Source organism: Bacteroides sp. D22 (assembly GCF_000163675.1).
GTDB lineage: Bacteria > Bacteroidota > Bacteroidia > Bacteroidales > Bacteroidaceae > Bacteroides > Bacteroides xylanisolvens.
On record NZ_GG774795.1, the window covers coordinates 296,854 to 322,145 of the forward strand.

General features: G+C 38.8%; 22 protein-coding genes and 1 pseudogene. 8 read left to right on the forward strand and 15 right to left on the reverse strand.

Translation table 11 applies throughout. From position 1 onward, the window contains the following. Positions 1-93 precede the first annotated feature (93 nt). Complete coding sequence (locus HMPREF0106_RS23125; RefSeq protein WP_009038801.1) at positions 94-843, reverse strand: hypothetical protein; 750 nt, start codon at positions 841-843, stop codon at positions 94-96. A gap of 10 nt (positions 844-853) precedes the next feature. Beyond that, the gene (locus tag HMPREF0106_RS23120; RefSeq protein WP_032850950.1) at positions 854-2,245 is read right to left on the reverse strand and encodes an MATE family efflux transporter; all 1,392 of its coding nucleotides are present in this window, start codon (positions 2,243-2,245) and stop codon (positions 854-856) included. Positions 2,246-2,320: 75 nt separating this feature from the next. Between HMPREF0106_RS23120 and lysS the strand changes: the two genes are divergently transcribed. The 3 genes from lysS to HMPREF0106_RS23105 all read left to right on the forward strand — a co-directional run bounded on the left by lysS (position 2,321) and on the right by HMPREF0106_RS23105 (position 6,522). Then, positions 2,321-4,048 (forward strand): lysine--tRNA ligase, encoded by a 1,728-nt coding sequence (gene lysS, locus HMPREF0106_RS23115; protein ID WP_009038803.1) that lies wholly within the window; start codon positions 2,321-2,323, stop codon positions 4,046-4,048. A gap of 26 nt (positions 4,049-4,074) precedes the next feature. After that, positions 4,075-5,070 (forward strand): NAD(P)H-dependent glycerol-3-phosphate dehydrogenase, encoded by a 996-nt coding sequence (locus HMPREF0106_RS23110; RefSeq protein WP_008024959.1) that lies wholly within the window; start codon positions 4,075-4,077, stop codon positions 5,068-5,070. Between the two features lie 114 nt (positions 5,071-5,184). Next, complete coding sequence (locus tag HMPREF0106_RS23105) at positions 5,185-6,522, forward strand: glucose-6-phosphate isomerase (protein ID WP_004299377.1); 1,338 nt, start codon at positions 5,185-5,187, stop codon at positions 6,520-6,522. Positions 6,523-6,745: 223 nt separating this feature from the next. Here HMPREF0106_RS23105 and HMPREF0106_RS23100 read toward each other — a convergent pair whose 3' ends face one another. Continuing rightward, a complete protein-coding gene (locus HMPREF0106_RS23100) occupies positions 6,746-7,252 on the reverse strand; it encodes a DUF5035 domain-containing protein (RefSeq protein ID WP_004313491.1) in 507 nt (168 codons plus the stop codon). A 247-nt stretch (positions 7,253-7,499) separates the two neighbouring features. Here HMPREF0106_RS23100 and HMPREF0106_RS23095 point away from each other — a divergent pair, with 247 nt between their 5' ends. The 4 genes and pseudogenes from HMPREF0106_RS23095 (at position 7,500) to HMPREF0106_RS23080 (ending at position 12,967) form a co-directional block, all read left to right on the forward strand. Then, complete coding sequence (locus HMPREF0106_RS23095) at positions 7,500-8,309, forward strand: hypothetical protein (RefSeq protein WP_009038804.1); 810 nt, start codon at positions 7,500-7,502, stop codon at positions 8,307-8,309. A 37-nt stretch (positions 8,310-8,346) separates the two neighbouring features. Further along, a complete protein-coding gene (locus HMPREF0106_RS23090; protein WP_004299374.1) occupies positions 8,347-9,030 on the forward strand; it encodes an HAD family hydrolase in 684 nt (227 codons plus the stop codon). 119 nt (positions 9,031-9,149) lie between these two features. Beyond that, positions 9,150-12,005 (forward strand): annotated as a pseudogene (locus HMPREF0106_RS23085) (bifunctional fucokinase/fucose-1-phosphate guanylyltransferase); the annotation flags it as partial. Between the two features lie 545 nt (positions 12,006-12,550). Continuing rightward, positions 12,551-12,967, forward strand: coding sequence for a hypothetical protein (locus HMPREF0106_RS23080; RefSeq protein WP_009038806.1), 417 nt, complete (start codon positions 12,551-12,553; stop codon positions 12,965-12,967). Positions 12,968-13,235: 268 nt separating this feature from the next. Here the strand turns inward: HMPREF0106_RS23080 and HMPREF0106_RS23075 are convergent, their stop codons facing one another. The 12 genes from HMPREF0106_RS23075 to HMPREF0106_RS23020 form a co-directional block, all read right to left on the reverse strand. Next, positions 13,236-13,841: a hypothetical protein gene (locus HMPREF0106_RS23075; RefSeq protein WP_009038807.1), complete on the reverse strand. Its 606-nt coding sequence runs from the start codon at positions 13,839-13,841 to the stop codon at positions 13,236-13,238. A 188-nt stretch (positions 13,842-14,029) separates the two neighbouring features. Next, complete coding sequence (locus HMPREF0106_RS23070) at positions 14,030-14,416, reverse strand: hypothetical protein (protein ID WP_009038808.1); 387 nt, start codon at positions 14,414-14,416, stop codon at positions 14,030-14,032. Beyond that, a complete protein-coding gene (locus HMPREF0106_RS23065; protein ID WP_004312356.1) occupies positions 14,409-14,810 on the reverse strand; it encodes an aspartyl protease family protein in 402 nt (133 codons plus the stop codon). Before HMPREF0106_RS23065 ends, HMPREF0106_RS23070 begins: the two co-directional genes overlap by 8 nt. Positions 14,811-14,814: 4 nt before the next feature. Then, positions 14,815-16,059: a WG repeat-containing protein gene (locus HMPREF0106_RS25545; RefSeq protein WP_081104605.1), complete on the reverse strand. Its 1,245-nt coding sequence runs from the start codon at positions 16,057-16,059 to the stop codon at positions 14,815-14,817. Then, the gene (locus tag HMPREF0106_RS23055; protein ID WP_009038810.1) at positions 16,046-16,321 is read right to left on the reverse strand and encodes a hypothetical protein; all 276 of its coding nucleotides are present in this window, start codon (positions 16,319-16,321) and stop codon (positions 16,046-16,048) included. Before HMPREF0106_RS23055 ends, HMPREF0106_RS25545 begins: the two co-directional genes overlap by 14 nt. A 941-nt stretch (positions 16,322-17,262) precedes the next feature. Beyond that, positions 17,263-17,718, reverse strand: a complete 456-nt coding sequence (locus HMPREF0106_RS23050; RefSeq protein WP_032850951.1) for a JAB domain-containing protein — start codon at positions 17,716-17,718, stop codon at positions 17,263-17,265. An 8-nt stretch (positions 17,719-17,726) separates the two neighbouring features. Next, entirely contained in the window at positions 17,727-18,812 is a 1,086-nt protein-coding gene (locus HMPREF0106_RS23045; protein ID WP_032850952.1) for a DUF3871 family protein, read from the reverse strand. Further along, positions 18,778-19,665, reverse strand: coding sequence for an AAA family ATPase (locus HMPREF0106_RS23040; RefSeq protein ID WP_009038813.1), 888 nt, complete (start codon positions 19,663-19,665; stop codon positions 18,778-18,780). The genes HMPREF0106_RS23045 and HMPREF0106_RS23040 overlap by 35 nt, the downstream gene beginning before the upstream one ends. 94 nt (positions 19,666-19,759) lie before the next feature. Continuing rightward, complete coding sequence (locus HMPREF0106_RS23035) at positions 19,760-20,029, reverse strand: hypothetical protein (RefSeq protein WP_008644571.1); 270 nt, start codon at positions 20,027-20,029, stop codon at positions 19,760-19,762. Positions 20,030-20,359: 330 nt separating this feature from the next. Continuing rightward, on the reverse strand, positions 20,360-21,034 hold the full coding sequence (locus tag HMPREF0106_RS23030) for a hypothetical protein (protein ID WP_008644575.1): 675 nt from the start codon (positions 21,032-21,034) through the stop codon (positions 20,360-20,362). Positions 21,035-21,268: 234 nt separating this feature from the next. Further along, positions 21,269-23,539 carry a DEAD/DEAH box helicase gene (locus HMPREF0106_RS23025; RefSeq protein WP_009038815.1) on the reverse strand — a complete coding sequence of 757 codons (2,271 nt, stop codon included), beginning with the start codon at positions 23,537-23,539 and terminating at the stop codon, positions 21,269-21,271. 100 nt (positions 23,540-23,639) lie between these two features. Next, complete coding sequence (locus HMPREF0106_RS23020) at positions 23,640-24,935, reverse strand: phage integrase SAM-like domain-containing protein (RefSeq protein ID WP_009038816.1); 1,296 nt, start codon at positions 24,933-24,935, stop codon at positions 23,640-23,642. A gap of 125 nt (positions 24,936-25,060) precedes the next feature. Here HMPREF0106_RS23020 and HMPREF0106_RS27630 point away from each other — a divergent pair. Next, on the forward strand, positions 25,061-25,292 hold a 232-nt coding region (locus HMPREF0106_RS27630), incomplete at its 3' end, for a hypothetical protein (protein WP_009038817.1).

The window sequence follows — 25,292 nt, forward strand, 5'->3', positions numbered from 1 at the left end:
CTATGAGAATATATTCCCATTGGTATGAGTATTTTTTCTCATAGGCGTGAGTATAGTTGAGAATTTGTACTTCCTTGATAATGGTTGACTAGTTTAACCGGCCTTCTCTATAAGTTCCATTATCATCCGTGCAAACTCTTCAACAATCTTATGATTCTCTGATTGACTCACAACGTCCTCCTCATGAGTATCCAGCGCAAGATCTTCTTGCAATCGAAACATTTCCTCTTTTCCACACGTTATCAGTTGATCCCTTTTACACATATTCCAGGGAACGAAAGTCTTGCAGATAAAAAGTTCCATGCCGGACACCACCGTAGCCGACCCGAGCGAGATACCATCCGGACTAGTGTACCACACAGGATTCAGCAAATCTTTCATTTCTTCTTCACTCAAGAATAAATGATCGGCATTATAGTGCATAGCAGTGTTCGTTTTAAAATATCTTTTTATCAGATCCTCTCCGGTGAGTTCCAATCCCATCCGTAGAGCATATCTGCTAAAAAAATGAGGTGGATAAAAAGTCACACCGGGGAGAGAACCTTCTTTAGCCGGTAAATCGTATCGATAAACATACTTACCATGATCTGTTTCTCTAACACAAACAAGAAAACTATCAACATACTGTTTCAAACGTCGCTTACTCTTGGCGAAGAATATCAGAATCCATTTGTTCTTCCTGGGTGAAGTGACTGTAGAGAAAAGAAACATCGGAAATTTGCTTTGCCTGCGGAAATATTTTAGAGCATCTGGCATTTTTTTCCGCATGATTATGCTCACGTCCATATAGTCCTTTGCTACTTCATTCGCCAATTCCTCGTAGGACATTTGTGAAGTTATCATATTTTCTTTTTTAATGTTTTAAATTACTCGATAATGAGAACTGGCGAAACTGATACCAAAGCATCGTTCCGGCAATCATACTTGCTATCAGGTCGGAAATCGGCATACTGATCCAAACTCCTAGTTGTCCGTAAAAGTGTGGAAGGATCAGCAGACAAGGTATCAGAATTAGAACCTGACGGGAGACAGACAAGAATATAGCCTTGCTTGCCATACCTATACTCTGAAAAAAGTTGGAAGTCACCATCTGAAAACCGACAATGGGAAAGAACATGACCACAATACGCAGTCCTTTAGCAGAAATACGAACCAGTTCTTCATCCGTGGTGAAAATAGAAACCGCCAAATCAGGTATCAGCATCCCCATCAAGAAACCGATAGTAGTGATAAGGGTGGCTACATAAATCGTAATTTTCAAGACTTTCGTCACACGGGAATATTGCTTGGCACCATAATTATACCCGGCAATGGGCTGCATCCCCTGATTCAATCCCATCACAATCATGACAAAAAGGAACACCAGGCGGTTGACAATTCCAAAAGCTCCAATAGCCAAATCACCTCCATACTGTTTCAATCCCTTATTAATCAAAATCACGATAAAACAAGCTGCCAGATTCATCAGAAAAGGAGCCATACCAATTGCTAAAGAATCAAACACAATCTTCTTTTTTAACCGGAAAATACCTTTATGAAAATGTAACAGTTCCTCTCTATTAGAAAATAGCTTGAACTGCCATGCCAATGCGATAACCTGTGCAGTAATGGTAGCGATTGCCGCTCCTTGTATTCCCCAACCAAAGCCATAAATAAAAACAGGGTCGAGTATTGTGTTAATCACTACCGTAGCAATCGTGGCATACATCGCCTTCTGCGGATGTCCCGCCGAACGCAGTACAGCATTCAGACCTAAATAAAGGTGGGTGACGACATTACCCAACAAGATAACAACCATATAATCGCGGGCATAACCTACCGTAGCATCACTACCACCGAAGAAATAAAGAATAGGGTCGAGGAACAACAATGTGACGACTGTAAAGGCAAGCCCGATGATAATATTCAATACCAGTACATTGCCAAGTACCCGCTGTGCGGTATCGTAATCTTTCTGTCCCAATTTCACCGAAACCAATGTAGCCGCACCTACCCCCACCAAAGAGCCGAAAGCCGCGGCAAGATTCATTAGCGGAAAGGTTAATGCCAACCCGGAGATAGCCATCGCCCCTACTCCATGACCAATGAAAATACTATCTACCATATTATAAAGAGAAGACGCCGTCATGGCGATAATTGCCGGAATGGCATACTGCATTAAAAGCTTTCCAATCTTTTCCGTACCCAACGCAGTGGGTGTCTTTTGTCCTGTCATACCTATTAGTTTGAGGGTGCAAAGATACAAAAAAGAGACGGATTACAGGATATATGAGAAAAGTTTCGTATTTTTGCCCACAAAATTGAGTTAATACGTAACGAAATGAATATATTAGAACTAAGTGAACAGGAAATTATTCGACGTAACAGTCTGAATGAGCTTCGTGCAATGGGTATTGATCCATACCCTGCAGCAGAGTATGTAACCAATGCTTTCTCTACAGATATTAAAGCTGAATTTAAAGACGACGAAGAGCCACGCCAGGTTTCCGTAGCCGGTCGTATCATGAGCCGCCGCGTGATGGGTAAAGCATCTTTCATCGAATTGCAGGACTCTAAAGGTCGCATCCAGGTATACATCACCCGTGATGATATCTGTCCGGGAGAAGACAAGGAACTGTACAACGCTGTATTCAAACGCCTGCTCGACTTAGGTGACTTTATCGGTATCGAAGGTTTCGTGTTCCGCACACAAATGGGTGAAATCAGCATCCATGCAAAGAAACTGACTGTACTTGCAAAGTCTATCAAACCGTTGCCAATCGTTAAATACAAAGACGGAGTAGCTTACGACTCTTTTGAAGATCCCGAACTCCGTTATCGCCAACGCTATGTGGACCTGGTAGTAAATGACGGCATCAAAGAAACATTCCTGAAACGCGCCACTGTAGTGAAAACTTTGCGCAATGTCTTGGATGAGGCTGGCTACACGGAAGTGGAAACTCCTATCCTGCAATCTATTGCCGGTGGAGCCAGTGCACGCCCGTTCATCACTCACCATAACTCATTGGATATAGACCTTTACCTACGTATCGCAACAGAGCTTTATCTGAAGCGACTGATCGTAGGTGGTTTTGAAGGTGTATATGAAATAGGTAAGAACTTCCGTAACGAGGGCATGGATAAAACCCACAATCCGGAATTTACCTGTATGGAACTTTATGTTCAGTACAAGGATTACAACTGGATGATGAATTTCACCGAAAAACTGCTGGAACGTATCTGTATCGCTGTAAACGGCTGTACGGAAAGCGTTGTCGACGGAAAAACGATCAGTTTCAAAGCTCCTTACCGCCGCCTGCCTATCCTGGATGCTATCAAAGAAAAGACAGGATACGACCTGAACGGCAAGAGCGAAGAAGAAATCCGCCAAGTTTGCAAGGAATTGAAAATGGAGGAAATCGACGAGACAATGGGTAAAGGCAAGCTGATTGATGAAATCTTCGGAGAATTCTGCGAAGGTACGTATATCCAGCCGACTTTCATCACCGATTATCCGGTTGAAATGTCTCCGCTGACCAAGATGCATCGTTCTAAACCGGGGCTGACCGAACGTTTCGAATTAATGGTGAACGGTAAAGAGCTGGCTAATGCTTACTCGGAATTGAATGACCCATTGGATCAGGAAGAACGTTTCAAAGAGCAGATGCGTTTGGCCGACAAAGGAGACGACGAAGCGATGATTATCGATCAGGACTTCTTGCGCGCTTTACAATATGGTATGCCTCCTACATCGGGTATCGGTATCGGTATCGACCGCCTGGTAATGTTAATGACCGGACAGACCACTATTCAGGAAGTATTATTCTTCCCGCAAATGCGCCCGGAAAAAGTAGCAAAAAAAGACGCTGCCGCTAAATATATGGAATTGGGAATCGCAGAAGACTGGGTTCCGGTGATCCAAAAAGCCGGTTACAACACTGTAGCTGACATGAAAGATGTCAATCCGCAGAAGTTGCACCAGGACATCTGTGGCATTAACAAGAAATATAAATTAGAACTGACCAATCCGTCGGTAAACGACGTAACTGAGTGGATACAGAAAATTTAATAAGTTCTTCATCCAAATCCATACAAATGAAATTACCCGGCAAGATAGCGATAATGGGCGGAGGAAGTTGGGCTACAGCCATCGCAAAGATGTGTCTGGCCCAGGAAGACTCTATCAATTGGTATATGCGGCGAGACGACCGCATTGCCGATTTTAAACGATTAGGGCACAATCCGGCTTATCTGACAGGAGTGAAATTTGATACAAAACGCATCTCATTCAGTTCCAACATCAACGATGTGGTGAAAGAATCGGATACACTGATCTTCGTCACTCCCTCTCCTTATCTGAAGGCGCATCTGAAAAAACTGAAAACCAAGATAAAAGATAAGTTTATCATCACCGCTATCAAAGGAATCGTACCCGATGACAACGTTATTGTATCGGAATACTTCACAAAAGAATATGGTGTACCACCAGAAAATATAGCAGTCCTTGCAGGCCCCTGCCACGCAGAAGAAGTAGCCTTGGAACGCCTCTCCTACCTGACTATCGCCTGCCCTGACAAAGATAAAGCACGTATCTTCGCACGTCGTCTGGGAAGCAGCTTCATCAAAACATCTGTCAGTGATGACGTAGCGGGTATCGAATACAGTTCGGTACTTAAAAACGTATATGCCATCGCTGCCGGTATCTGTAGCGGTCTGAAATATGGCGACAACTTCCAGGCTGTATTGATCTCCAACGCCATTCAGGAGATGAACCGTTTCTTGAATACGGTGCATCCGTTGAACAGAAACGTGGATGAATCTGTTTATCTGGGGGATTTATTGGTGACCGGTTACTCCAACTTCAGCCGCAACCGAACTTTCGGAACGATGATAGGTAAAGGGTATTCCGTTAAGAGTGCGCAAATTGAAATGGAAATGATTGCGGAAGGTTACTATGGTACGAAATGTATCAAAGAAATCAATAAACATCATCATGTCAATATGCCGATACTGGACGCAGTGTATAACATTCTATACGAACGTATCTCACCAATGATCGAGATTAAACTGTTGACTGACTCTTTTAGATAAAAAAATATTAAGTATTAAGTATTAGGCATTTAAGTATTACCCGCAGGTACTCATACTTGACAATCCATACTTGATGACTAATACTTAATACTTAAAACTTAATACTTAAAAAATATGATTAGTTTAAACATTGAAAAAACATTTGGATTCATCTCCAAAGAAAAGGTTTTTGCTTACGAAGCTGAAGTAAAAGCCGCACAGGAAATGCTTGAAAAAGGTACAGGCAAAGGTAACGACTTTTTAGGATGGTTGCATTTGCCTTCTTCTATCACTAAAGAACACCTGGCCGACCTGAACGCTACTGCAAAAGTATTAAGAGACAATTGTGAAGTAGTAATCGTAGCCGGTATCGGTGGTAGCTATCTGGGTGCCCGTGCCGTCATCGAAGCTTTGTCTAACAGCTTCACTTGGTTGCAGGAAAAGAAAACAGCTCCTGTCATGATCTATGCAGGACACAATATCAGCGAAGATTATCTGTATGAACTGACTGAATATCTGAAAGACAAGAAATTCGGTGTCATCAATATCTCCAAATCAGGAACTACTACTGAAACAGCTCTTGCTTTCCGTTTGCTGAAGAAGCAATGTGAAGATCAGCGCGGCAAAGAAACTGCAAAGAAAGTAATCGTTGCCGTGACGGATGCCAAGAAAGGTGCTGCCCGTGTTACAGCCGACAAAGAAGGATACAAAACATTCATCATCCCCGATAACGTAGGCGGACGTTTCTCTGTCCTGACTCCGGTTGGTTTGCTGCCTATTGCAGTGGCCGGATTTGATATCGACAAACTGGTTGCCGGTGCTGCCGACATGGAAAAAGTATGTGGTTCGGACGTTGCATTTGCTGAAAACCCTGCTGCTATCTACGCTGCTACCCGCAATGAGTTGTACAGAAATGGTAAGAAGATCGAAATCCTCGTTAACTTCTGCCCAAAACTGCACTATGTAAGTGAATGGTGGAAACAGCTTTACGGAGAATCTGAAGGAAAAGACAATAAAGGTATCTTCCCTGCATCGGTAGATTTCTCAACAGACCTCCACTCTATGGGTCAATGGATTCAGGAAGGCGAACGTTCTATCTTTGAAACGGTGATTTCAGTAGAGAAGGTTAACCACAAACTGGAAGTTCCTTCTGATGAAGCAAATCTGGACGGCTTGAATTTCTTAGCCGGCAAACGTGTGGACGAAGTGAACAAGATGGCCGAATTGGGAACACAGTTGGCTCACGTAGACGGCGGTGTACCTAATATGCGCATCGTACTTCCGGAATTGAGCGAATACAACATCGGTGGTCTGCTCTATTTCTTCGAAAAGGCTTGCGGTATCAGCGGTTACTTGCTAGGCGTGAATCCATTCAACCAACCGGGTGTGGAAGCATACAAAAAGAATATGTTTGCGTTGCTGGACAAACCGGGGTATGAAGAAGAATCTAAAGCAATTCGTGCAAAACTGTAATCAAGAACGTTTTTTATAAACGGTAAACTATAAACAATGAACGGTGAACAACTATGCTATATGCATGGATTTGTTCACCGTTCATTATTCATTAAAATCCAAAATGGAGACATTCCTAAATGTCGCTATTTAAATTCTATTGGTTGTCAGTTTCGGATTACACAGCTTACAATCCGTTACAATTTACCGACTTACTTTGCTAGTTGCTACCACTCGTCAATTTTCACTTATCATCCTCCGCTTTCGTCTTCAAACCGATTTCTTCCTGTGCTCCTTCACATTCGGCTTTGGAAGAAAGATAGAACTCTAATTTTACATCGCCGTTCTTATCTACTTGTTTGATGGTCGCAATCACCATAATTTTAGCTTTTGACACACCATCCTTAAAACGAAGCTGTCCCTTTTCCACATCTGTCAGATTTCCCTCTGTAGATACTTCTGTTTTCTCAAAGATGAGTTTAGTATCCACTTCATCATCATTCTGAAGTCTAAAGGTTTTCAGTTCAGCTCCATTTCCATCCAAAAGCAGAAGAGCTTTCACTTCGTCCCCCACCTTCAAGGCCGGCAATTCGTCCCTCTGATTCGCATAGTCTTTTTCACCGGAACCGGAACTTTCATCCTCCGATTCAACCTTTGCATAAAGCTTTTCTATCTTGATAACAGGACTTTCCCCACTATCAGAGCAGGCGCCTAAAAACAATGGTAGCAACAATAATACTCTCTTTTTCATGCTATCGTCGAGTTTATAACGTTACAAAAATACACATATTCTTCTAAACAACAAATAATTATACAAGTAATACGCCGCAATTCAGTAGTGCCGAACAGTCTACACGACAAGAGTTGGCAGTACATACCACATGGCAAGTAATCACTAAACTATCTTCCCGTTCTAACTTATCTCTCGTTTTTTATCGTTATCTTTGCCTCGTATACAACTGTAGATTAAGCGAATCAAACTAAAAAGAACAAATAAAATGACAGGAAATTTATTAAAGAAATCCAGTGGATTCATATTATTATGTAGCATATCATTGCTAATGCTCGTAATGACCGGTTGCCAGGAAGCCAAACTCAAGACAGTGATCGGAGTAGCCAACAAACAGTGTCCGATAGACATGGGAGCAGTCGGTACGATCACCAGCATCATCTACGACGGGAATAACGTAGTGTACACGCTGAACATGAACGAAGAGATTACCAATATAAAGATATTGAAAGACAATCCGGAAAGCATGAAATCATCTATCACAATGATGTTTCAAAATCCGGCAGCAGATGTAAAAGAGATGCTCAAGTTGATGGCAAAATGTAATTCCGGATTACACATGATATTTGTAGGGAATAAGTCGGGCGAACAAGCGGTTTGCGAACTTACCGCCGAAGAGCTGAAAGAAGTGATTAATACAAATGCCGATCCGGCACAAAGCGGACAAACAAAGCTTGAAGCGCAACTGAAAATGGCGAACCTGCAATTCCCGATGCAAGCCAGCGAAGAAGTCATTGTCGAAAAAATCGAGGTCATAGGCGAATCGGTTGTTTATATATGCAGTGTGGACGAAGAATTGTGTCCCATCAGCCAGATTGAAGAAAACGCAGCAGAAGTGAAAGAGGGTATTGTATCAACACTGGCAAGTCAGACCGATCCCGCCACCCAGATATTCATCAAAACCTGCATAGATAACAATAAAAGCATAGCTTACAGATATATCGGCAAGGAATCCGGTCAGCAATACGATGTGATTATTCCTCTGTCTGATCTAAAGAAAATGCTTATAGAAAAATAAAATATCATCTTAAAAAGATTCTGCAACGTACCAAAGTATGAAAAAGAAACTGAAAGCCGTCCTGTTTGACATGGACGGCGTACTTTTTGACTCTATGCCCTATCATTCGGAAGCCTGGCATACAGTAATGAAATCTCATGGACTCACTCTTAGCCGCGAAGAAGCATATATGCACGAAGGACGGACAGGAGCCTCCACTATTAATATTGTTTTCCAACGTGAACTGGGCAGAGAAGCTACCCAAGAAGAAATAGAAAGTATCTATCAGGAGAAAAGTGTTTTGTTCAATTCGTATCCTGAAGCAAAACGTATGCCCGGTGCATGGGAGTTGCTACAAAAAGTGAAAAAGGATGGATTGATTCCGATGGTGGTCACTGGTTCCGGCCAACTATCCCTGCTCGAACGGTTAGAGCACAACTATCCGGGAATGTTTCGTAAAGAATTGATGGTTACAGCGTTCGATGTAAAATATGGTAAGCCCAATCCCGAACCGTATCTGATGGCATTGAAAAAAGGCGGACTTAAAGCTGATGAAGCCATCGTAGTAGAAAACGCTCCGTTAGGAGTGGAAGCCGGACACAATGCGGGTATCTTTACAATAGCTGTAAATACAGGTCCTTTGGACGGACAAGTATTGCTGGATGCCGGAGCCGATCTGCTACTGCCATCCATGCAAGCACTAAGCGACCATTGGGATACGCTGTTTGAAAAGAACACCTAAAAGCTGAAAAGATAATTTATTCTTCAAAACAGGAGAAAAACATTGAAAAGAAGGAATATAAATCGTATTTTTACAGGAGTTTAATTCACTTAGATTCCATCTAAGCCAACGCAGATTCTACTATGCAAAAGTTATTATCCTTACCACCCAATTTGATCCATTGCTTCCACGAACTGGAAGAAGTCAACCATACCGATTGGTTTTGTACATCAGACCCCATTGGGAGCAAACTAGGCTCCGGCGGCGGAACGACATGGTTATTGCAGGCCTGCCATCAGGCATTCGCGCCACAAAAATCTTTCGGCAACTGGATAGGAGATGAAAAAAGAATATTGCTCCATGCAGGCGGACAAAGCCGTCGCCTGCCCAGCTACGGACCTTCCGGCAAAATATTGACTCCGATCCCGATCTTCAGTTGGGAAAGAGGACAAAAACTCGGACAGAATCTATTATCATTGCAGCTCCCGCTCTATGAAAGGATTATGAATCAGGCCCCGGCCGGTCTGAATACGCTGATCGCAAGCGGAGATGTATATATCCGTTCGGAAAAGCCACTCCAGGATATTCCGGATGCAGACGTAGTATGCTACGGCTTATGGGTAAATCCTTCCTTGGCAACCCATCATGGCGTATTTGTTTCCGACCGGAAAAAGCCGGAGGTTCTCGACTTCATGTTACAGAAACCTTCTCTTGAAGAGTTAGAAGGATTATCGAAAACTCATCTTTTCCTGATGGACATCGGTATCTGGATTTTGAGTGACCGCGCCATCGAAGTATTGATGAAACGGTCATTAAAAGAAGGAACCAATGATATTAATTATTATGACTTATACTCGGACTACGGCTTGGCTTTGGGAGAGCATCCCAAAACGGAAGATGAAGAAATCAATCAGTTATCCGTAGCCATATTGCCTTTGCCCGGTGGAGAATTCTATCATTATGGCACAAGCCATGAACTGATTTCTTCTACTTTATCCATACAAGACAAGGTACGCGATCAAAGAAGGATCATGCATCGGAAAGTAAAACCGAATCCGGCCATCTTTATCCAGAACTCTATCACACAAGTTTCCCTTTCTGCAGACAATGCCAACTTATGGATTGAGAATAGTCATGTGGGAAAAGGCTGGAAACTGGGTTCCCGCCAAATAATAACAGGAGTTCCCGAAAACCAATGGAACATCAACCTGCCGGATGGAGTCTGCATCGACATTATCCCTATCGGCGACAATGACTTTGTTGCACGTCCGTATGGATTGGATGATGTGTTCAAAGGAGCGTTAGACAAATCAACGACTACCTATCTTAATATCCCTTTCACCCGCTGGATGGAAGAAAGAGGAATTACCTGGGAGGATATAAAAGGACGCACCGATGATTTACAATCAGCATCTATCTTCCCCAAAGTAACTTCTGTTGAAGATTTAGGCATATTAGTGCGCTGGATGACATCGGAACCCCAACTGGAAGAAGGGAAAAAACGTTGGCTCAAAGCAGAGAAAGTTTCTGCCGACGAAATCTCGGCAGGCGCCAACCTCAAGCGTCTTTATGAACAGCGCAACGCTTTCCGTAAAGAGAACTGGAAAGGACTGGCGGCTAATTATGAAAAAAGCGTATTCTATCAACTTAACTTACTGGATACCGCAAACGAATTTGTACGTTTCAATCTGGATACTCCCGATGTCCTGCAAGAAGATGCCGCACCCATGCTACGGATACACAACCGGATGCTTCGCGCACGCATCATGAAACTACGTGAAGACAAAGATTGCGCAAAAGAAGAACAGGCAGCCTTCCAACTGCTCCGCGACGGTTTATTGGGAGTGATGAACGAACGTAAAAGTCATCCCACACTCAACGTTTATTCCGATCAGATTGTATGGAGCCGCAGCCCTGTACGCATTGATGTGGCAGGAGGATGGACGGACACCCCTCCCTACTCTCTTTATTCAGGAGGCAGCGTTGTCAATCTTGCCATCGAACTGAACGGCCAACCGCCGCTGCAAGTATACGTTAAACCCTGCCAAGAATATCATATCACCCTTCGTTCCATCGATATGGGCGCAATGGAAGTGATACGAAATTACGAGGAACTGCAAGATTACAAAAAGGTGGGTTCTCCATTTTCCATCCCCAAAGCCGCCCTTACGTTGGCAGGTTTCGCACCGGCATTCTCAACAGAATCCTACCCTTCTTTAGCCAAACAGCTGGAAGCTTTCGGTTCAGGAATTGAAATTACCCTGTTGGCTGCTATTCCTGCTGGCTCGGGGTTAGGTACCAGTTCCATTCTGGCCTCCACCGTGCTCGGAGCAATCAATGATTTCTGCGGACTGGCTTGGGATAAGAATGATATATGCAGTTACACATTAATATTGGAACAACTACTGACCACAGGAGGAGGTTGGCAAGATCAATATGGCGGTGTGTTTTCCGGCATTAAACTACTACAATCCGAAGCAGGTTTCGAACAGAATCCATTAGTGCGCTGGTTGCCCGATCAACTCTTTGTTCATCCCGACTACCGCGACTGTCATCTGTTATATTATACAGGAATAACCCGCACTGCCAAAAGTATTCTGGCAGAAATCGTCAGTTCCATGTTCCTCAATTCCGGTCCACATCTAAGTTTGCTAGCCGAGATGAAAGCCCATGCAATGGATATGAGTGAAGCTATCCTGCGCAGCAATTTCGATAGTTTCGGTCGATTGGTCGGCAAAACCTGGATACAAAACCAGGCATTAGATTGCGGAACCAATCCGCCAGCAGTAGCAGCCATTATCGAGAAAATCAAAGATTATACCCTAGGATACAAACTCCCCGGCGCAGGCGGTGGCGGTTATTTATATATGGTAGCCAAAGACCCTCAAGCAGCCGGACAGATCCGACGGATATTGACAGAACAAGCTCCCAACCCACGCGCTCGTTTTGTAGAAATGACGCTTTCTGACAAGGGACTTCAGGTTTCAAGAAGCTAAAGAAGAGGCATTGCCAGATTACCGGTCAATCTCATTCAGAACCACAAAAAACAAGCTTGGACAGATTCAAACGAAATGTCCAAGCTTCAATTTTTCAATGCCATAATGATCTGTTTTACATGTTGAGACTTGAAATAACTGTAAAGTAAATCATAATAATGATAAAACCAATAGCTCCGATAATCAGCGCCACACTAGCCCATTTCTTTTTTCTAGCTTCTTCCATTCTAATTTATATTTATGGGATTAATATAATTTATCGTCAGATATCTACTTCCAGAAAGCTATAAATACACTATATCAACATCATTTTTTTACTTCTTCATCGTTACAAAGTTAGCATTTTCTATGAGATTTCAATCATCTAAAACAACTTTTCATTCTCTTTAGACTAAATTATGCAACTACGGATAATAATATGGAACACAAGATTTTATCTATTACTGCTTTTATATCATGTGAAAGTTGTATATTTGCATAATTGACAATTCTGATTAAACACATTCACACCAGGAAAAGAATCAAAAACCAATAAAAATACAAAGATGAAATTACTTAAATTACTATTCGTTGTTTTGCTGTTTGCCTGCAATGACGACTCAAAAGACACCCCGACTACCGGAGAGCCCAAACAAATTGTTGTAGAAATGGACGCTGCCGCCTCCAATGTGACAGATGTTTCCGGCACATATACGTTGGAAGCCAATAAAGAATACTGTGTTCGGGAAGATGGAAAATATAAGATATTATTAGTAAAAAGCGTCTATACAGATAAAGAAGGAAAAGAAAAGGATATTCTTACTTACGGTATTCTTGATGTAGCAAAGAACAAATATCTCTATTATACAGCAGGAATTGATGTAGCCAAAAGACTGGAAAGAGACTGGAATTTCTATGATGATAACAATCCGGATAACGCTGACAAACAGCTGGTTTGCACTTCTCATCCGAAAGAGGAATAAATAAAAAAACCGCAATACTCAATCTGTTAGTAATTGCGGTTTTCATCTGTGACCCCGGTGCGATTCAAACGCACGACCTTCAGAACCGGAATCAGGCATAGTAACACCTTTATCTTTAATAGTTGTTAGTTTGTTTATACTTTCTCTTAACAGCCTATAGAACAACTATAGACCAACAATAGTAGTATTACTGCTATGCTAGTATCATACTACTAATAGCACTTGGAGTGTGCTAAGTTTCTTCCTTTTGTTTCATAACTAAATCAGTTTAAAGTGTTATCTCAATAGGTCTAAATCTGATTTGTGTATCAATGAAGTAGAGTTTATCATCAATACCATACAGCACATTATTAGGTACTGCATCAAAAACCTCATATTCTGCATTGTGATATTCATCCTCATAGACCATTTCAAAGCCTAATGCTTGCATGTGTTCTGCTATTTCTTCCTCTGTAGCTTCTCTTTTAGCTCTGACATAAGGTTGAACTAACACAGCACAAAACTCATATTGACTGTTATAAGCAAAGCCAATCATCTGATAAGTGACATTGCTAAAGAATAGGTTATGAGCTTCTATCCTAATGAAGAAGTTCTCAAGGTCTTCACCTGCATACTCAAAGTTGTTTAATTTGAATACAACATCTTCATGCCCTGTGAATACTTCATTTTCTCCCCCTTTACTAAGGTAAGATAAGGGGAGAGAGTTAATGTTAATCCATAAGTTATGTTGAGTAGCAAATAGTTTTAGCTCTTCAATTTGCCTTCTCTTATAGCCTTCTGCTGGTTCAACATTTCCTGTTGCTTCTTTTTCTCTTCTAATGAGATTGGTTGCTTCTGCCAAGAGGTTATTGACTTGAGAGTACTCTCTATCCATTGCTTGTGGAATTCATTAATATATGTTCTATCCATACTTTAATCTGTTAAAGTGGTTGATGCAAATGTAGTAAATCAGTCTGATTTATCCAACATTACACTTCTATTTATTTAGAACACCTTCTCTATAGATGAGATGTAGCTATAATGGTAAGGATAACCATAACATAAGTCTTATTGCTTTCATAATTATTCTTTTTTCTTCATTTTAAGATACACCTTGTTGTCTTTTGTTATTATAAGCACTGGAGAATACTCATTAAATAGTGATACTTTTGGATGAAAGTCACCCTCATCATAGTTATTCTTTTCCATAAATAGCATTATATAATCTCTGGCATTATCTATAATAACTCTAGCTGTAAGTTCAGGACTTTTGTAATCCATATATGAGAGTTTATACCCTTTATCTTCAACAGAACTTAGATCTACTATATACTTTATTTCAAGAGGTACTATTTTAGCTATATAATTTTGAGTATCTGATGACCCCTGATGGTTATATAGTATAATTGCTGTTACTACAAATCCTATTGCTAATATTATAAGGAGTATTGTTTTTCTTATTTTATTCATAATTGCTTACTATTAGTTTGTTGAAATTAATCACCCACTTGTTCTCCAGTAGAAAGTCAGTTCCAAGCAAGCCATGTACCTGTATGCCACTTTCATCTTCAATGCCTTTAAAGGTATCAAGTAAGGGTCTTACACAGAACTTGGGCTTATAAACCTGACCTTCAAAAGTGAAAGGTAGAGCAACCATATCTACCTTATGCTTAGTTCCTTCTATTCCACTGATATAATAGTCACCAACTGGTTCTACTATATCCTTGAAATATTCTACTACAGTACTGTCTATCAGGCTACAGGTGCTTCCAGTATCCAAGATGAAACAAAGGTATTTATTTTCTATTTTCACATGGATAATAGGAAGTTGTACTTTATTTAAACCATTTATTATAGAGTACATAATGTTAGTCCCAGTTGGAATATTCTTTCTGCCAAACGACTTCTCCTCTCTTATTGATATATCCTTCAATCATTAATGCTTCTCTTTTAATTTCGAAGGAAGCCAATCCTTTTTTGAAGGAAGAGCAATTGTCATATTTACATGGAATCTTTACCTGAAAGGTAGTATCTATATACCCCCAAAGATTGTCTTTTTTAATAGCCGCATAGTTCTCCTTAAATGGTTTTACTTCTTCATATTCTTCTGATATAATATTCATTCTTTTATCAACAAATACCCAATTAGTACTATCTATTTTTACTCCTGCATAACCATTGCCAAATCTTGTTATATCTATTAATGTGCCATCTATTAGATAGTTGCCATTCTCGTCAATGAAATTATAACCTAAATTTAGTTTTCCAAGATGATTATAAGTACAAGCAATTCCATCATTATAGGGATAAATTGTTGTAGTCATGTTGAAGGGAGTACCTATAATTTTACCTGATTTATTGATGATAATGGAAGACTTAGTAAAACTAAATTTGCCATCATCTCTCCTTTTCATCTCTCTGAATTCAACAATAGCCTTACTTTCTCTAAAAGTGGATGCAGAAGAGTATTTACTTTCAATAACAAGATTACCATTAATATCAATATATCCCCATTTAGGTGAATCTCTTAGACCTTTATTTAAAACCTGAACAGCGGCTAATCCTTCAGTAAATTGATATCCATCCTTGTATTGGGGAGTGATAATAGTTTCTCCTTTAGAATTCATATAACCAAATAATTTCGTTATGCTGTCTTGGTATAAAATCCTATCATCAGAACAGCTTAACCATTGTAAATTTAGTTGTTTACCTTTTGATATTAGTTCTTTTATACTATTCCAATCATTCTCAATATTTTCAAATTCATAAATTAGAGTTGTGTCAATAGCTAATTTATTATCTAATGAGATATATCCATATTTGTATCTAATCTTCTTTTGTTCAGATAGTAGATTAATAAATGATGAAGCCTTCTTACTCGTGAGAGTATCGGAAAGTATAACACAAGTGGTATCAACAATAATTAATGCTATTCCTTCATTAAAATATGAGGCATATAAGTATTGTGGCTTTATAACTTCATTACCTAAGCTATCAATGTATCCATATTTTCCATTTTTATATATAGGATATAAATTTGTGGGGACTTGACTACATGAACATAGTACTAAAGTACACCATATTAATAATAAATAGGAACTATAATTTTTCATTTATTCTTTGATTTATGTCATCTATAATAAAAGATAGCATTTGATTAATTTGATTGATATTGCAAGTAAAAGGATAACCATAGCCAGTTTTAGTAATAGCTATGTAACTATTATGAGTTGGATTACTTTCATCGTTTGCAAGTGATAGTTTTGACAAATCTCGAATAATTAGTGAATGTGTTATTGGAATATTATCAACATTCACTACTGGCATAGAGTTAAGAAAGGCTGTTAACTCTTCTGTAATCAAAATTCTTTCCATAATAAATTTCCTTTTGTAGCATACTACAAAAAGAAAGTGTGAGCCTAACCTTATTGGGAGTCCAAGGTATTACCACATACCTACAATCACACAATATAAGGGAAGCCCACACCTAATGGTATGAGTATCCACTACTTACTGCTGTGATTGTTAGTCTTCAAGGTGGTAATTTTAGGACTGTCACAAGTAAGAAGCAAACACTTCTTTTCTAATATGTCTTGTTAAACTTCTATTTCATTAGTTGTCATTTAATTAATACTGTTGCAAAGATAGAACTTTCCAGTAATACTTCATCATTTGACTGCCATAATTTAATAGGTTTCAAAGCATATTAGTACCATAGGTGCAGGCTATATCCTTATTGTACAAAGGTAAGCTTAATTATTTACTTTCTATATGCTAAATTGATAAATAGAGCACCAGTAACTATCAATATTAGCCACTGTAATATCATATCCAATGCTGTCATATATACACTAGTTAAAGCCCCAGTCCATTACAGAACTAGGGCTATCAACAACAATAAAATCACATAGTAAGAGGCATATAACCTCTTAATCCTTAAGTATCATACTGGTGAGGACAAACCCTACCAGAATCAAGATAATCTCACACATAATTCAATCAACATTTAATTTAGTCTAACTTACTAACTATTGCTACAATTCATGTTTACATACTTCACCGAACCTCAAGTGGTTAAGTTATTATAGCAGCACTTCCCTCTATCCTGTAATCAAATACCATCAACCTATATTAGAAGAGGCAGTCAACTTCTATTAAACTGTCCTCTGATTTGCCATTCTGCATCACTTACTTTGTATATATAATATGTAAGAAAGTGAGACAAGAGAAATTTCCCATCATAATGGTATAATAACAGTAGAGGGGAATGGATTTAATAGAAGGTAGGATATTGTAGACCTTAGAAGGTTAAGTATTTATAGTTTTCCTTCATCATAATAGGAGTAGTATTCCTTCTCTGGGCTTAAGATTACATGGTCTGCTACATGAATCTCCATGAGTTCTGCTGCCTTCTTGACCTTTTCAGTCAAAGCATCATCCAAAGTACTGGGTTTCATGCTTCCAGAAGGGTGATTATGTGCCAATATTACCTGTGTTGCATTAGCCAATAAGGCAGCTTGTAATATCAACCTCACATCTACATAAGTTGCAGATATTCCACCTTCTGAAATAGGTACTATACCCAGTACTCTGTTAGACTGATTAAGCAGTACTACTTTAAAGCTTTCCTTGTATTCTATTGTATCATCAGGGAAGTACTTTATCAATAGTTCATAGGCATCTTGTGAGCTATTTATCTTGTATCTAGTTGATGATTTGACATTGCTTTTATAGCTCAATTGAACCTCTGCTACATTCATTATACTGTCCATAAGATACACTAATTAATGAACCAACTATATTCATTCTCACCATATAAAGCCTTATTAAGTCCTTCAGCCAATTGGGTGGCATTAAGTGACCTGTCCAAGAAGTTGTCAATGTAGCTACTTTTATTAGCTCCAGTTAGTAAGTTGTACACATTCCACATGCTAATTTCCCTGCTGTCCAAAAGGGTGCTAAAGTTATCATCATTATAATATGCTTTGGCAACTAATCCTATCTGGGTATCAGTCATTAGCATCTGTGGTAACTTCTTCTTCTGGTCTACAGGTAAGAATTGATATAATCTGCATCTACCTAAGAATTGTGCAAATTGGGACTCTCTCATATAGCTATCCTTATAAGCTGACATATAATACAAGTGTTGGGCTATATTGTACTCTTGGAACAGCCTCACCACTGCATTGAATAGTTCAGTTGTACTCATAACCTTTAATTCTGACCTGTAACCATCTGTTGATACACACATGTTACAGCAGACTAAGTTTTTGAAGCCAATGAACACCTTGAACTTCTCTGCACTCTTCTTGCTGTACAGATTCATGTGATTATAAGCTCTTACTCCACCTATGGTTAAATTCAGTCTGTTACCTGCAATATCCTCATATATGGTAGGTATCTCAAAACAGAACATCATTCTCTCAAAGTAGATGGTTTTATCAGATTCCAGTAGCTGATTTACTGGCTTATGAATAGCTTCCGGTATTCTGCCTTTGATAACATGGCTTACCCTAATGGCAGGTTCTTCTATTCTCTCATTGGAGAAGACTTTATTAGCTGCTTCCCATACAGTTTCAATGAAACTGGAGTGTGATATAGTAACCTCATTGTCCTTAGAAAACACAGGTGTAATACATTCCTCTTTGAGGTACTGCATGGTTACTTCCTTTGTATTAGCTTCAATAAAAGGTAACTTATTACTTTCTCTGGTGCTTATGGAATCAGCTTCTACAGGATTTGTTGACATAATACCTGTGTTGATGACTTCCATTGGCTCAACTATTTGAACATGAGAGCCTTCTTTGTTGATTCTATTAGGGTATATCAGATTAGCTCTGACTGGCTGCAACTGCATTATTTCCATATCTAATGTAATTAGGGGTATAGTTAATAGTTGGTTGATTCTTTTGTACCTGAAGTGCTGCTTTCTTCTGCATGAATTCTGATGTTAACTGCTGATACCATTCAGGATAAGCATGATAGATGGCAGTCAGTTCTTCAATGGTTTTACTGCTGTTAATCTTGCTCCTTATCATCTCCAGATTGACACCATCATTACACCAATCTGCTATGTTCTGTCCTGTAGTAGGTGTAATGGTAAAGTCAGGCTTACCTATAAACAGGTTTGTCCTGTCTTTGGATGCAATAGTCTGGTGCTTCATATTAATATCAAATACTATGGTAAATTCATAATCTATACCATCTCTCATGACTGCTTTTAGTCCTACTTTCTCTGGTATCATCTTGCCATTCTTCTCACTTAGAACATAGTCCTGTTTGCATCTCATAGTGCATATAATATGCCTATTGGATTGTAGAATTTTCTGCATGAAAGCATTGATTCTGGGTGTCACCTTCTGCCAATTAGTGAAGCTGTTACCTTGTAATCCTGCATGGTATTCAAGCAAGTTATCCCAACACTGTGAGATGCTATCAATTATGATAACTTCCATACCTGCACCTTCACATATTTCAATAGCTTGTATATAAGTTTCAGGTGTAAAGTTATCACTTAGACTTAATACATTATAAGCACCTAAGTGAGCATAAAGGTCAGCACTTCCATTCTCACTGTCAATAATGGCTATCTTAGTCCAGTCATTACATAAACCATAAGCTAAAAGCAATGCAGAATAGGTCTTACCTGAACCTGCACAGCCTTGTAAAGCAAGCTTAATTTTAGCCTGCTTCTTGGATGAAACTCTTAAATTCAACATATCTGAATAGGATTAATTGTTATACACAGTCTATAAAGAAAAAAGGAAGCAAGTCCTAATAAACTTGCCTCTTTGAGGTCTACATTGAGACCTGTCATAAAGTTGCTAATGTCATAGCTCCACCTTCACCTCTTTGATGCAGCATATAGAACATATCACCTGTATCTGGTGAACATACTTGAGAGATAACAGGATTGGTTACTTCTCCATTAAGAAATTTGTCACTTGCTGCACCTATTTCACAGCCATAAACAAAGAAGCACTTCCCTGTATGAGGATTTTGCTTTACCTCAATCTTACTTACTCCCTTTTGAGCCTTGAACTCATTCACTGTCACTGTCTCTAAGAACTTTAACTTTTCCATAATCTTGTATTTTATTGTTGTGCAGACAGACTATTCTGCTGCTGTTGATTCAGTTACTATGGTGGGGTAATGAGCTAACTGTAATGAGCTTATAATGTAAATCCAATATTCCCCAATATGCATAGGGGGACTATCCCACTCCTAAGGTAAGGGGAGGGAGACTTTGTGACTTAGAGTGCACTTGTAAGTATCAAATTGAAGAAAAAAATAAAAAATTTAGAAGTATAATATATCAGGTGACAGTAAGAAGTGCTATATATTAGTTATGTACATATAAAGCAATCCCCTGCCTTCTGGTGGGAAAACAGGGGATATTGGGGTATGTATCATTCATTCATCATTAATAGTATCAAGGTAATGCTTGATTTCATCATCATCTGGTACATGTGATATAACTTTGTCTATCCAAGTATCGTGACCCAAATGAGGGTACAGAAGGACTTTAGATTCCATGTGCTCAGTCCATGCTAGTGCCATTGGAACATCATAAGAAGACCAGATTACTTTCTTCTCAATCAATAAGTCTCTATACTTTTTATATGTATTCTTTGCCATATCCAAGTGGCTATAAATGGCTTTGTCTGATAGGTCTACCCTGAACTCTTTGTTAACACAAAGGCAGTATAACCCTATCATAACTCCTTTCTCTTCTGGACTTAAAGAGCTGTCACTGAATAACTCTGCCCATATAATTCTGAAATTCTTAGGAGGATTGGGTAGATAATAGATATTCCTTCTAATCTCTCTTTGCTGCTGTATAGTCTCTACTCTATATCCTTTATCTTCTAGCTCCTTTAGTCTGGGGATAAAGGAATCTTTGATATAATCTGTACTTACTCCTGTAAGCTCTGACAACTGACTGATAGTAGTATCTGTTGTCATGTAATTGCTTTCCCTTTGAGGATAGGCATTAATATAGAGACCTGCTAATAGGTAGAGCTGCTTTGGATTGAAGTACCTGCAAGCTTCAATGGGGATGATAGTGAATTGTTTAACTATTGTCATTAATTCTGATTTTATAGGGGTCAAAATCCACCCCATACTAATTACCTACAGTAATAAAGGATTAAAGGTAATTAGTATAGGGTGATATTTGACCCTAAGGTTGCTTCTGTTGATAGCTAATGTCATATTAGAGATATATCACTCCTATAACCATCTGATTATCAAATGTAAATATAGTAAATAAAGTCTATAATACCAATATTCTTATCATTTATCTGATTGTATATTAACCTTCTATAACACAAATAACTTTAACAAGTTATTCTCTTTGGTAGCTATCCTGCCAGTATGTTCTTTAAAACCTCTTGGATTCTCTCCTCTGATGGTGTACTTATTCCCAGATGTCCTGTCAGTGGCATATATGCTTTTCAATAAGGCTACATACTTTCTAGGTTTCAGTACCTTATGTAGATGATACTGGACTATAGGAGCTAATATCTCTTGTATCTCACTTGCTGAATAGCTCTTATTTAAGGTGAAACTTCTTCTTATTGCAACCTTGAAAGGATGCTCTTCATCTAGTGCCCAATACATAACTGCATTATTGAGATTCTTGTAAGCTATATTGTTACTTGTTCTAATCTCCCATAGCTGATGTAGCAAACTATCAAGGTCAACATATTTGTAGAGCTTAATGAATCTCTCTAAGAATATCTTTGTCCTGCTTCTACTTTGCCTAATGTATAAGTGCAAAGTATTGTCATTCAACTGCCCTGTGGTTGATAATACTTTGATGTTATCTATGGCTTCTTGAATGTAACTATCTGTCAACTTATTCTGTGCATCCTTATTGGTTTTCTCTATGCTGTTTTGCTCTGGAGAAACACCATAAGGTAGGGATTTATAACTAATGATGTTAACCTGTTTACCTAGTACTTCTTTCAAGGTTTCAGGCATAAAATATGAGGCATATAAGTCGATTCTTTCAATGATGTAATCTATATTGAGGTAGGCAGGTACATTCTTTCCATATATATCCTTTCTAGTCAAGTTAATTAACTCATTCCCTGCAATTCTTTCTTGCGCTTTCTCTCTTATGGCTTCTTTGATTATTGCAAATAGATCAGTCAAGGTATAATCCCCCTGTGAGATAGTATCTGCTGATTCAAGTACTTTGAGTACCTTTTGGGCTTTGTTTAATAGAGTGGCAGTGTCCTTTTCCATACTTTCCATTACTGATACATATCCTAAGGTGTTATATATGATAGTTTCACTTAGTATTCCATTATCCTTTCTGCATCTACCATGTATTTGTGTCATTCTATCTAAGGTCAACATTGAGTGACTTCTTCTTACATCTGATACAGTGATTAGATGGTAACTATCCTCTATATCTATACCAGTGAAGTAGCAACAGGTGGCAAAGTTAATCCTAGCAGGTAAGGTATCATTGTCTCCTAGTTTAGGTGCAAAGTATTCTCCTGCTTCCTTTATGGATACCTCACTACATAGGATAGCACATTCCTTTCTGGTTTCTTCATCTAGTGATGCTATAATGTTTCTTATCTGGAGTATGGAGTTATAGGCAATGAACACCTTCTCTGTAGGATGGGAGATAACCTTTTCTATGACAGCCTGTGTGACATTATCTGTATGTAGTAAGTCTATATTTCTATGGGTATTGTATTTCCATGTTATAGGAAATCTACATTCAGTCTTTAAGTGTGGATTGCTGAACTCCTTCATAGTAGCTGTTACCATACATCTGTTCTTTAATGGGAACATAAGGTAGTAGTCAATCACATTCTCCAATTGGGGTCTGAAGTTGTTGTCAGTCTGGAGAACATCAATCTCATCAACCATAAGGAAATAGTCTTTGTAGTTCTCTTTTCCTATGATACCTAATAGTCTACCTAGACTGTCTGCAACTACTAGAAGTTTCTTGTATCCATCTTTTGCTAGGTATTCCTCAATCTGCTGATTAGTTACCTTTTCCTTTTCACCTTTAATCTCACTACCTACATATAATGTATTAGGATGCTTTGAGTGTTTACCATAAGCCAGAGCCTTAGTAGGAAAGACTATGATTGAATTTCTCTTTGAGTTTATCTCAAGGGTAGTAGCTCCAATGCCGGGTATCTTCTTGTCTATAATACCATGAGGCATCTTATCTATGAAGTCAGCCAGATTCCAGAAGGAGTCACCAACTTCTTCTCTTATTACTTCTGGTTCTCTGCCAAATAGCAAGTTATCCAAACTAGTTATTACTGTATCTTGAGGTATGGTTTTAGTTTCTCCTACTTTCCCAGAGGATAATATCTCAATGTACTCTACAGGTGCATCATGTAAGTCACCATAAGTATTAGGTACTGTCTCTTCTAATTGGTTTTCAACTATGGAAGATTTAACCTCTTTAGAGTGCTCTTCTGATACAGGAGTAGTGCCTAATGTTATAACTTCTGACAGGTTGGTCTTCTCATCAGGAATCTGGAGATTGTATAACTCATCTATGAAGCTACTATCAAGTCCTGCTATTTCCTTTGCCAGTTCATCTTCTATGCTCATGTCTCACTTAGTTTGTAGTTAGTATATAGATTGTAAGTGAACAAATATACTAAAGAGCCTCCATAATTCAATCAATTACAGAGGTTCTTTTATGTTAAACTTACTTCACTTCTGGACTAGGCAGCTCACTATAACTACCAAATACATACTCAACCACCTTCTTGTTAGCTTCATTCTCTATCTTGAAGTCTCTTTCAATATAGATGTCAGTGACTTTCATAGCCTCATCAATATGATTTAAGGCAGCATGAACTGTATACTTATCTATACCTACTTTATTAACAGCTAATGTAGCCCATGAGTGCCTTGCAGCATAGTATTCCAAATCATCCACTTTCAGTATTTTGCCAATTTGCTTTAACCCAAGATTGATGGCTCTGTTGAAGTTCTTGAAAGTAGAATAGAGATGATAGAAACAGAATACCTTCTTCTGGGTGTAATCTTCATATTTCTTCATTAAAGGTAGTAAGACAGGAAGAACATCTACTTTCATCTTAGCTTTATCAAGTCTTCTGTCTGTAGTCTTAGTCCTGTAATAGGTAATTGAACCATCTTCCATTTCAGTACAGTTGTACAAGTCAGCAGAATTCATCCCTATTAGGCAGAAAGAGAGGATAAAGCAATCCTTAGCTAGGTTAAAGGGGCATAACCTTTCTCTACCATTAGCATTAATGATATAAGGTAATTCCCATATCTTCTTAATTAACTCTGCTGATAATGCTCTCTTCCTAGTTGCTTCCTGCTTTGGTATCACCAAGTTCTCAAAAGGTGAGTTAGGTATCCTAATGAGATTCCTGTCATAATCATTGTACTTCTTCTTAGCTTCGTTGAATAGATGTCTGATGCTACTAGTGTACAGTGATACCATTCTGTTAGAGGGTATTCTCTTTCCTTTCTTCTGAAGTTCTGCCACCTGTTTAGCCCTTTTCTTGTGAAGGTATTCCATGAACTCCATCATTAACAACTTGGTAACTTGGTTAGTATTTAATTTGTCCTTTCCTAAGAAGGCAATGAAGGCATTGAGGGCAGTTTGATAATTTCTCTTACCCTTGACCTCTGTAGCTGCCAACCAGTCTTTGCAGAACTGGATAAAGTCAATAGGAGTATTCTTTTCCTTCTCTTTCTGGATATAATCAAGTACATCACTTAAGGTTAAATTGGAAGCCTCCAATGGAAGCCCCATGCATAACTCTTCATAGTATCTGACCAATCTGTCAGCTTCCTTGATGTACTTTGGATTCTTTAACTTGAAGTCCTTAGTCAGGTCTTCTGCTCTTACAAAGATATGAGTAGCCAACCTCTTAACCTCTCTGTTGTAGGTTAGCCTAATTTTTACGTTATAAGTTTTATCAACTTTTTGCTTAGATTTTAAGACTTCAGCTTTGATAGTCAACATGTTACATTGATTTATTAGGAACAACAATAGACCAACAACTATACTTTAAAAGGGGATATTTAACCTAAATTTTGGGCTCAGTCTGAAAACTTGGGGGATTGCGTTAAAATTCTTATTTTTGCATCATGAAAACATCCTCTTCCCAAACGATTGATCCTGTTGCTTCTTTAAGCTTGTTCTTGCCTTCAGGAATCCTTGATTACTTTACCCTAGTCAATCATGTTTCTCAGGATACTTGCTTTATTCTTTATTTAGAGGAGAAAGCCACTATTCCTGCTGAGTACTCTGATCTACATCTTCACTCAAAAGGTTTCCTCCCTGAGATTGAAGTTCAGGACTTCCCTATCCGTGGTAAAG

What these genes read in the sequence shown, in the direction of transcription:
- HMPREF0106_RS23125 (WP_009038801.1), bottom strand. Translation starts at nt 843, where the DNA reads ATGATAACTTCACAAATGTCCTACGAGGAATTGGCGAATGAAGTAGCA.
- lysS (WP_009038803.1), top strand. Translation starts at nt 2,321, where the DNA reads ATGAATATATTAGAACTAAGTGAACAGGAAATTATTCGACGTAACAGT.
- HMPREF0106_RS23110 (WP_008024959.1), top strand. Translation starts at nt 4,075, where the DNA reads ATGAAATTACCCGGCAAGATAGCGATAATGGGCGGAGGAAGTTGGGCT.
- HMPREF0106_RS23105 (WP_004299377.1), top strand. Translation starts at nt 5,185, where the DNA reads ATGATTAGTTTAAACATTGAAAAAACATTTGGATTCATCTCCAAAGAA.
- HMPREF0106_RS23100 (WP_004313491.1), bottom strand. Translation starts at nt 7,252, where the DNA reads ATGAAAAAGAGAGTATTATTGTTGCTACCATTGTTTTTAGGCGCCTGC.
- HMPREF0106_RS23095 (WP_009038804.1), top strand. Translation starts at nt 7,500, where the DNA reads ATGACAGGAAATTTATTAAAGAAATCCAGTGGATTCATATTATTATGT.
- HMPREF0106_RS23090 (WP_004299374.1), top strand. Translation starts at nt 8,347, where the DNA reads ATGAAAAAGAAACTGAAAGCCGTCCTGTTTGACATGGACGGCGTACTT.
- HMPREF0106_RS23080 (WP_009038806.1), top strand. Translation starts at nt 12,551, where the DNA reads ATGAAATTACTTAAATTACTATTCGTTGTTTTGCTGTTTGCCTGCAAT.
- HMPREF0106_RS23075 (WP_009038807.1), bottom strand. Translation starts at nt 13,841, where the DNA reads ATGGATAGAGAGTACTCTCAAGTCAATAACCTCTTGGCAGAAGCAACC.
- HMPREF0106_RS23070 (WP_009038808.1), bottom strand. Translation starts at nt 14,416, where the DNA reads ATGAATAAAATAAGAAAAACAATACTCCTTATAATATTAGCAATAGGA.
- HMPREF0106_RS23065 (WP_004312356.1), bottom strand. Translation starts at nt 14,810, where the DNA reads ATGTACTCTATAATAAATGGTTTAAATAAAGTACAACTTCCTATTATC.
- HMPREF0106_RS25545 (WP_081104605.1), bottom strand. Translation starts at nt 16,059, where the DNA reads ATGAAAAATTATAGTTCCTATTTATTATTAATATGGTGTACTTTAGTA.
- HMPREF0106_RS23055 (WP_009038810.1), bottom strand. Translation starts at nt 16,321, where the DNA reads ATGGAAAGAATTTTGATTACAGAAGAGTTAACAGCCTTTCTTAACTCT.
- HMPREF0106_RS23050 (WP_032850951.1), bottom strand. Translation starts at nt 17,718, where the DNA reads ATGGACAGTATAATGAATGTAGCAGAGGTTCAATTGAGCTATAAAAGC.
- HMPREF0106_RS23045 (WP_032850952.1), bottom strand. Translation starts at nt 18,812, where the DNA reads ATGGAAATAATGCAGTTGCAGCCAGTCAGAGCTAATCTGATATACCCT.
- HMPREF0106_RS23040 (WP_009038813.1), bottom strand. Translation starts at nt 19,665, where the DNA reads ATGTTGAATTTAAGAGTTTCATCCAAGAAGCAGGCTAAAATTAAGCTT.
- HMPREF0106_RS23035 (WP_008644571.1), bottom strand. Translation starts at nt 20,029, where the DNA reads ATGGAAAAGTTAAAGTTCTTAGAGACAGTGACAGTGAATGAGTTCAAG.
- HMPREF0106_RS23030 (WP_008644575.1), bottom strand. Translation starts at nt 21,034, where the DNA reads ATGACAATAGTTAAACAATTCACTATCATCCCCATTGAAGCTTGCAGG.
- HMPREF0106_RS23025 (WP_009038815.1), bottom strand. Translation starts at nt 23,539, where the DNA reads ATGAGCATAGAAGATGAACTGGCAAAGGAAATAGCAGGACTTGATAGT.
- HMPREF0106_RS23020 (WP_009038816.1), bottom strand. Translation starts at nt 24,935, where the DNA reads ATGTTGACTATCAAAGCTGAAGTCTTAAAATCTAAGCAAAAAGTTGAT.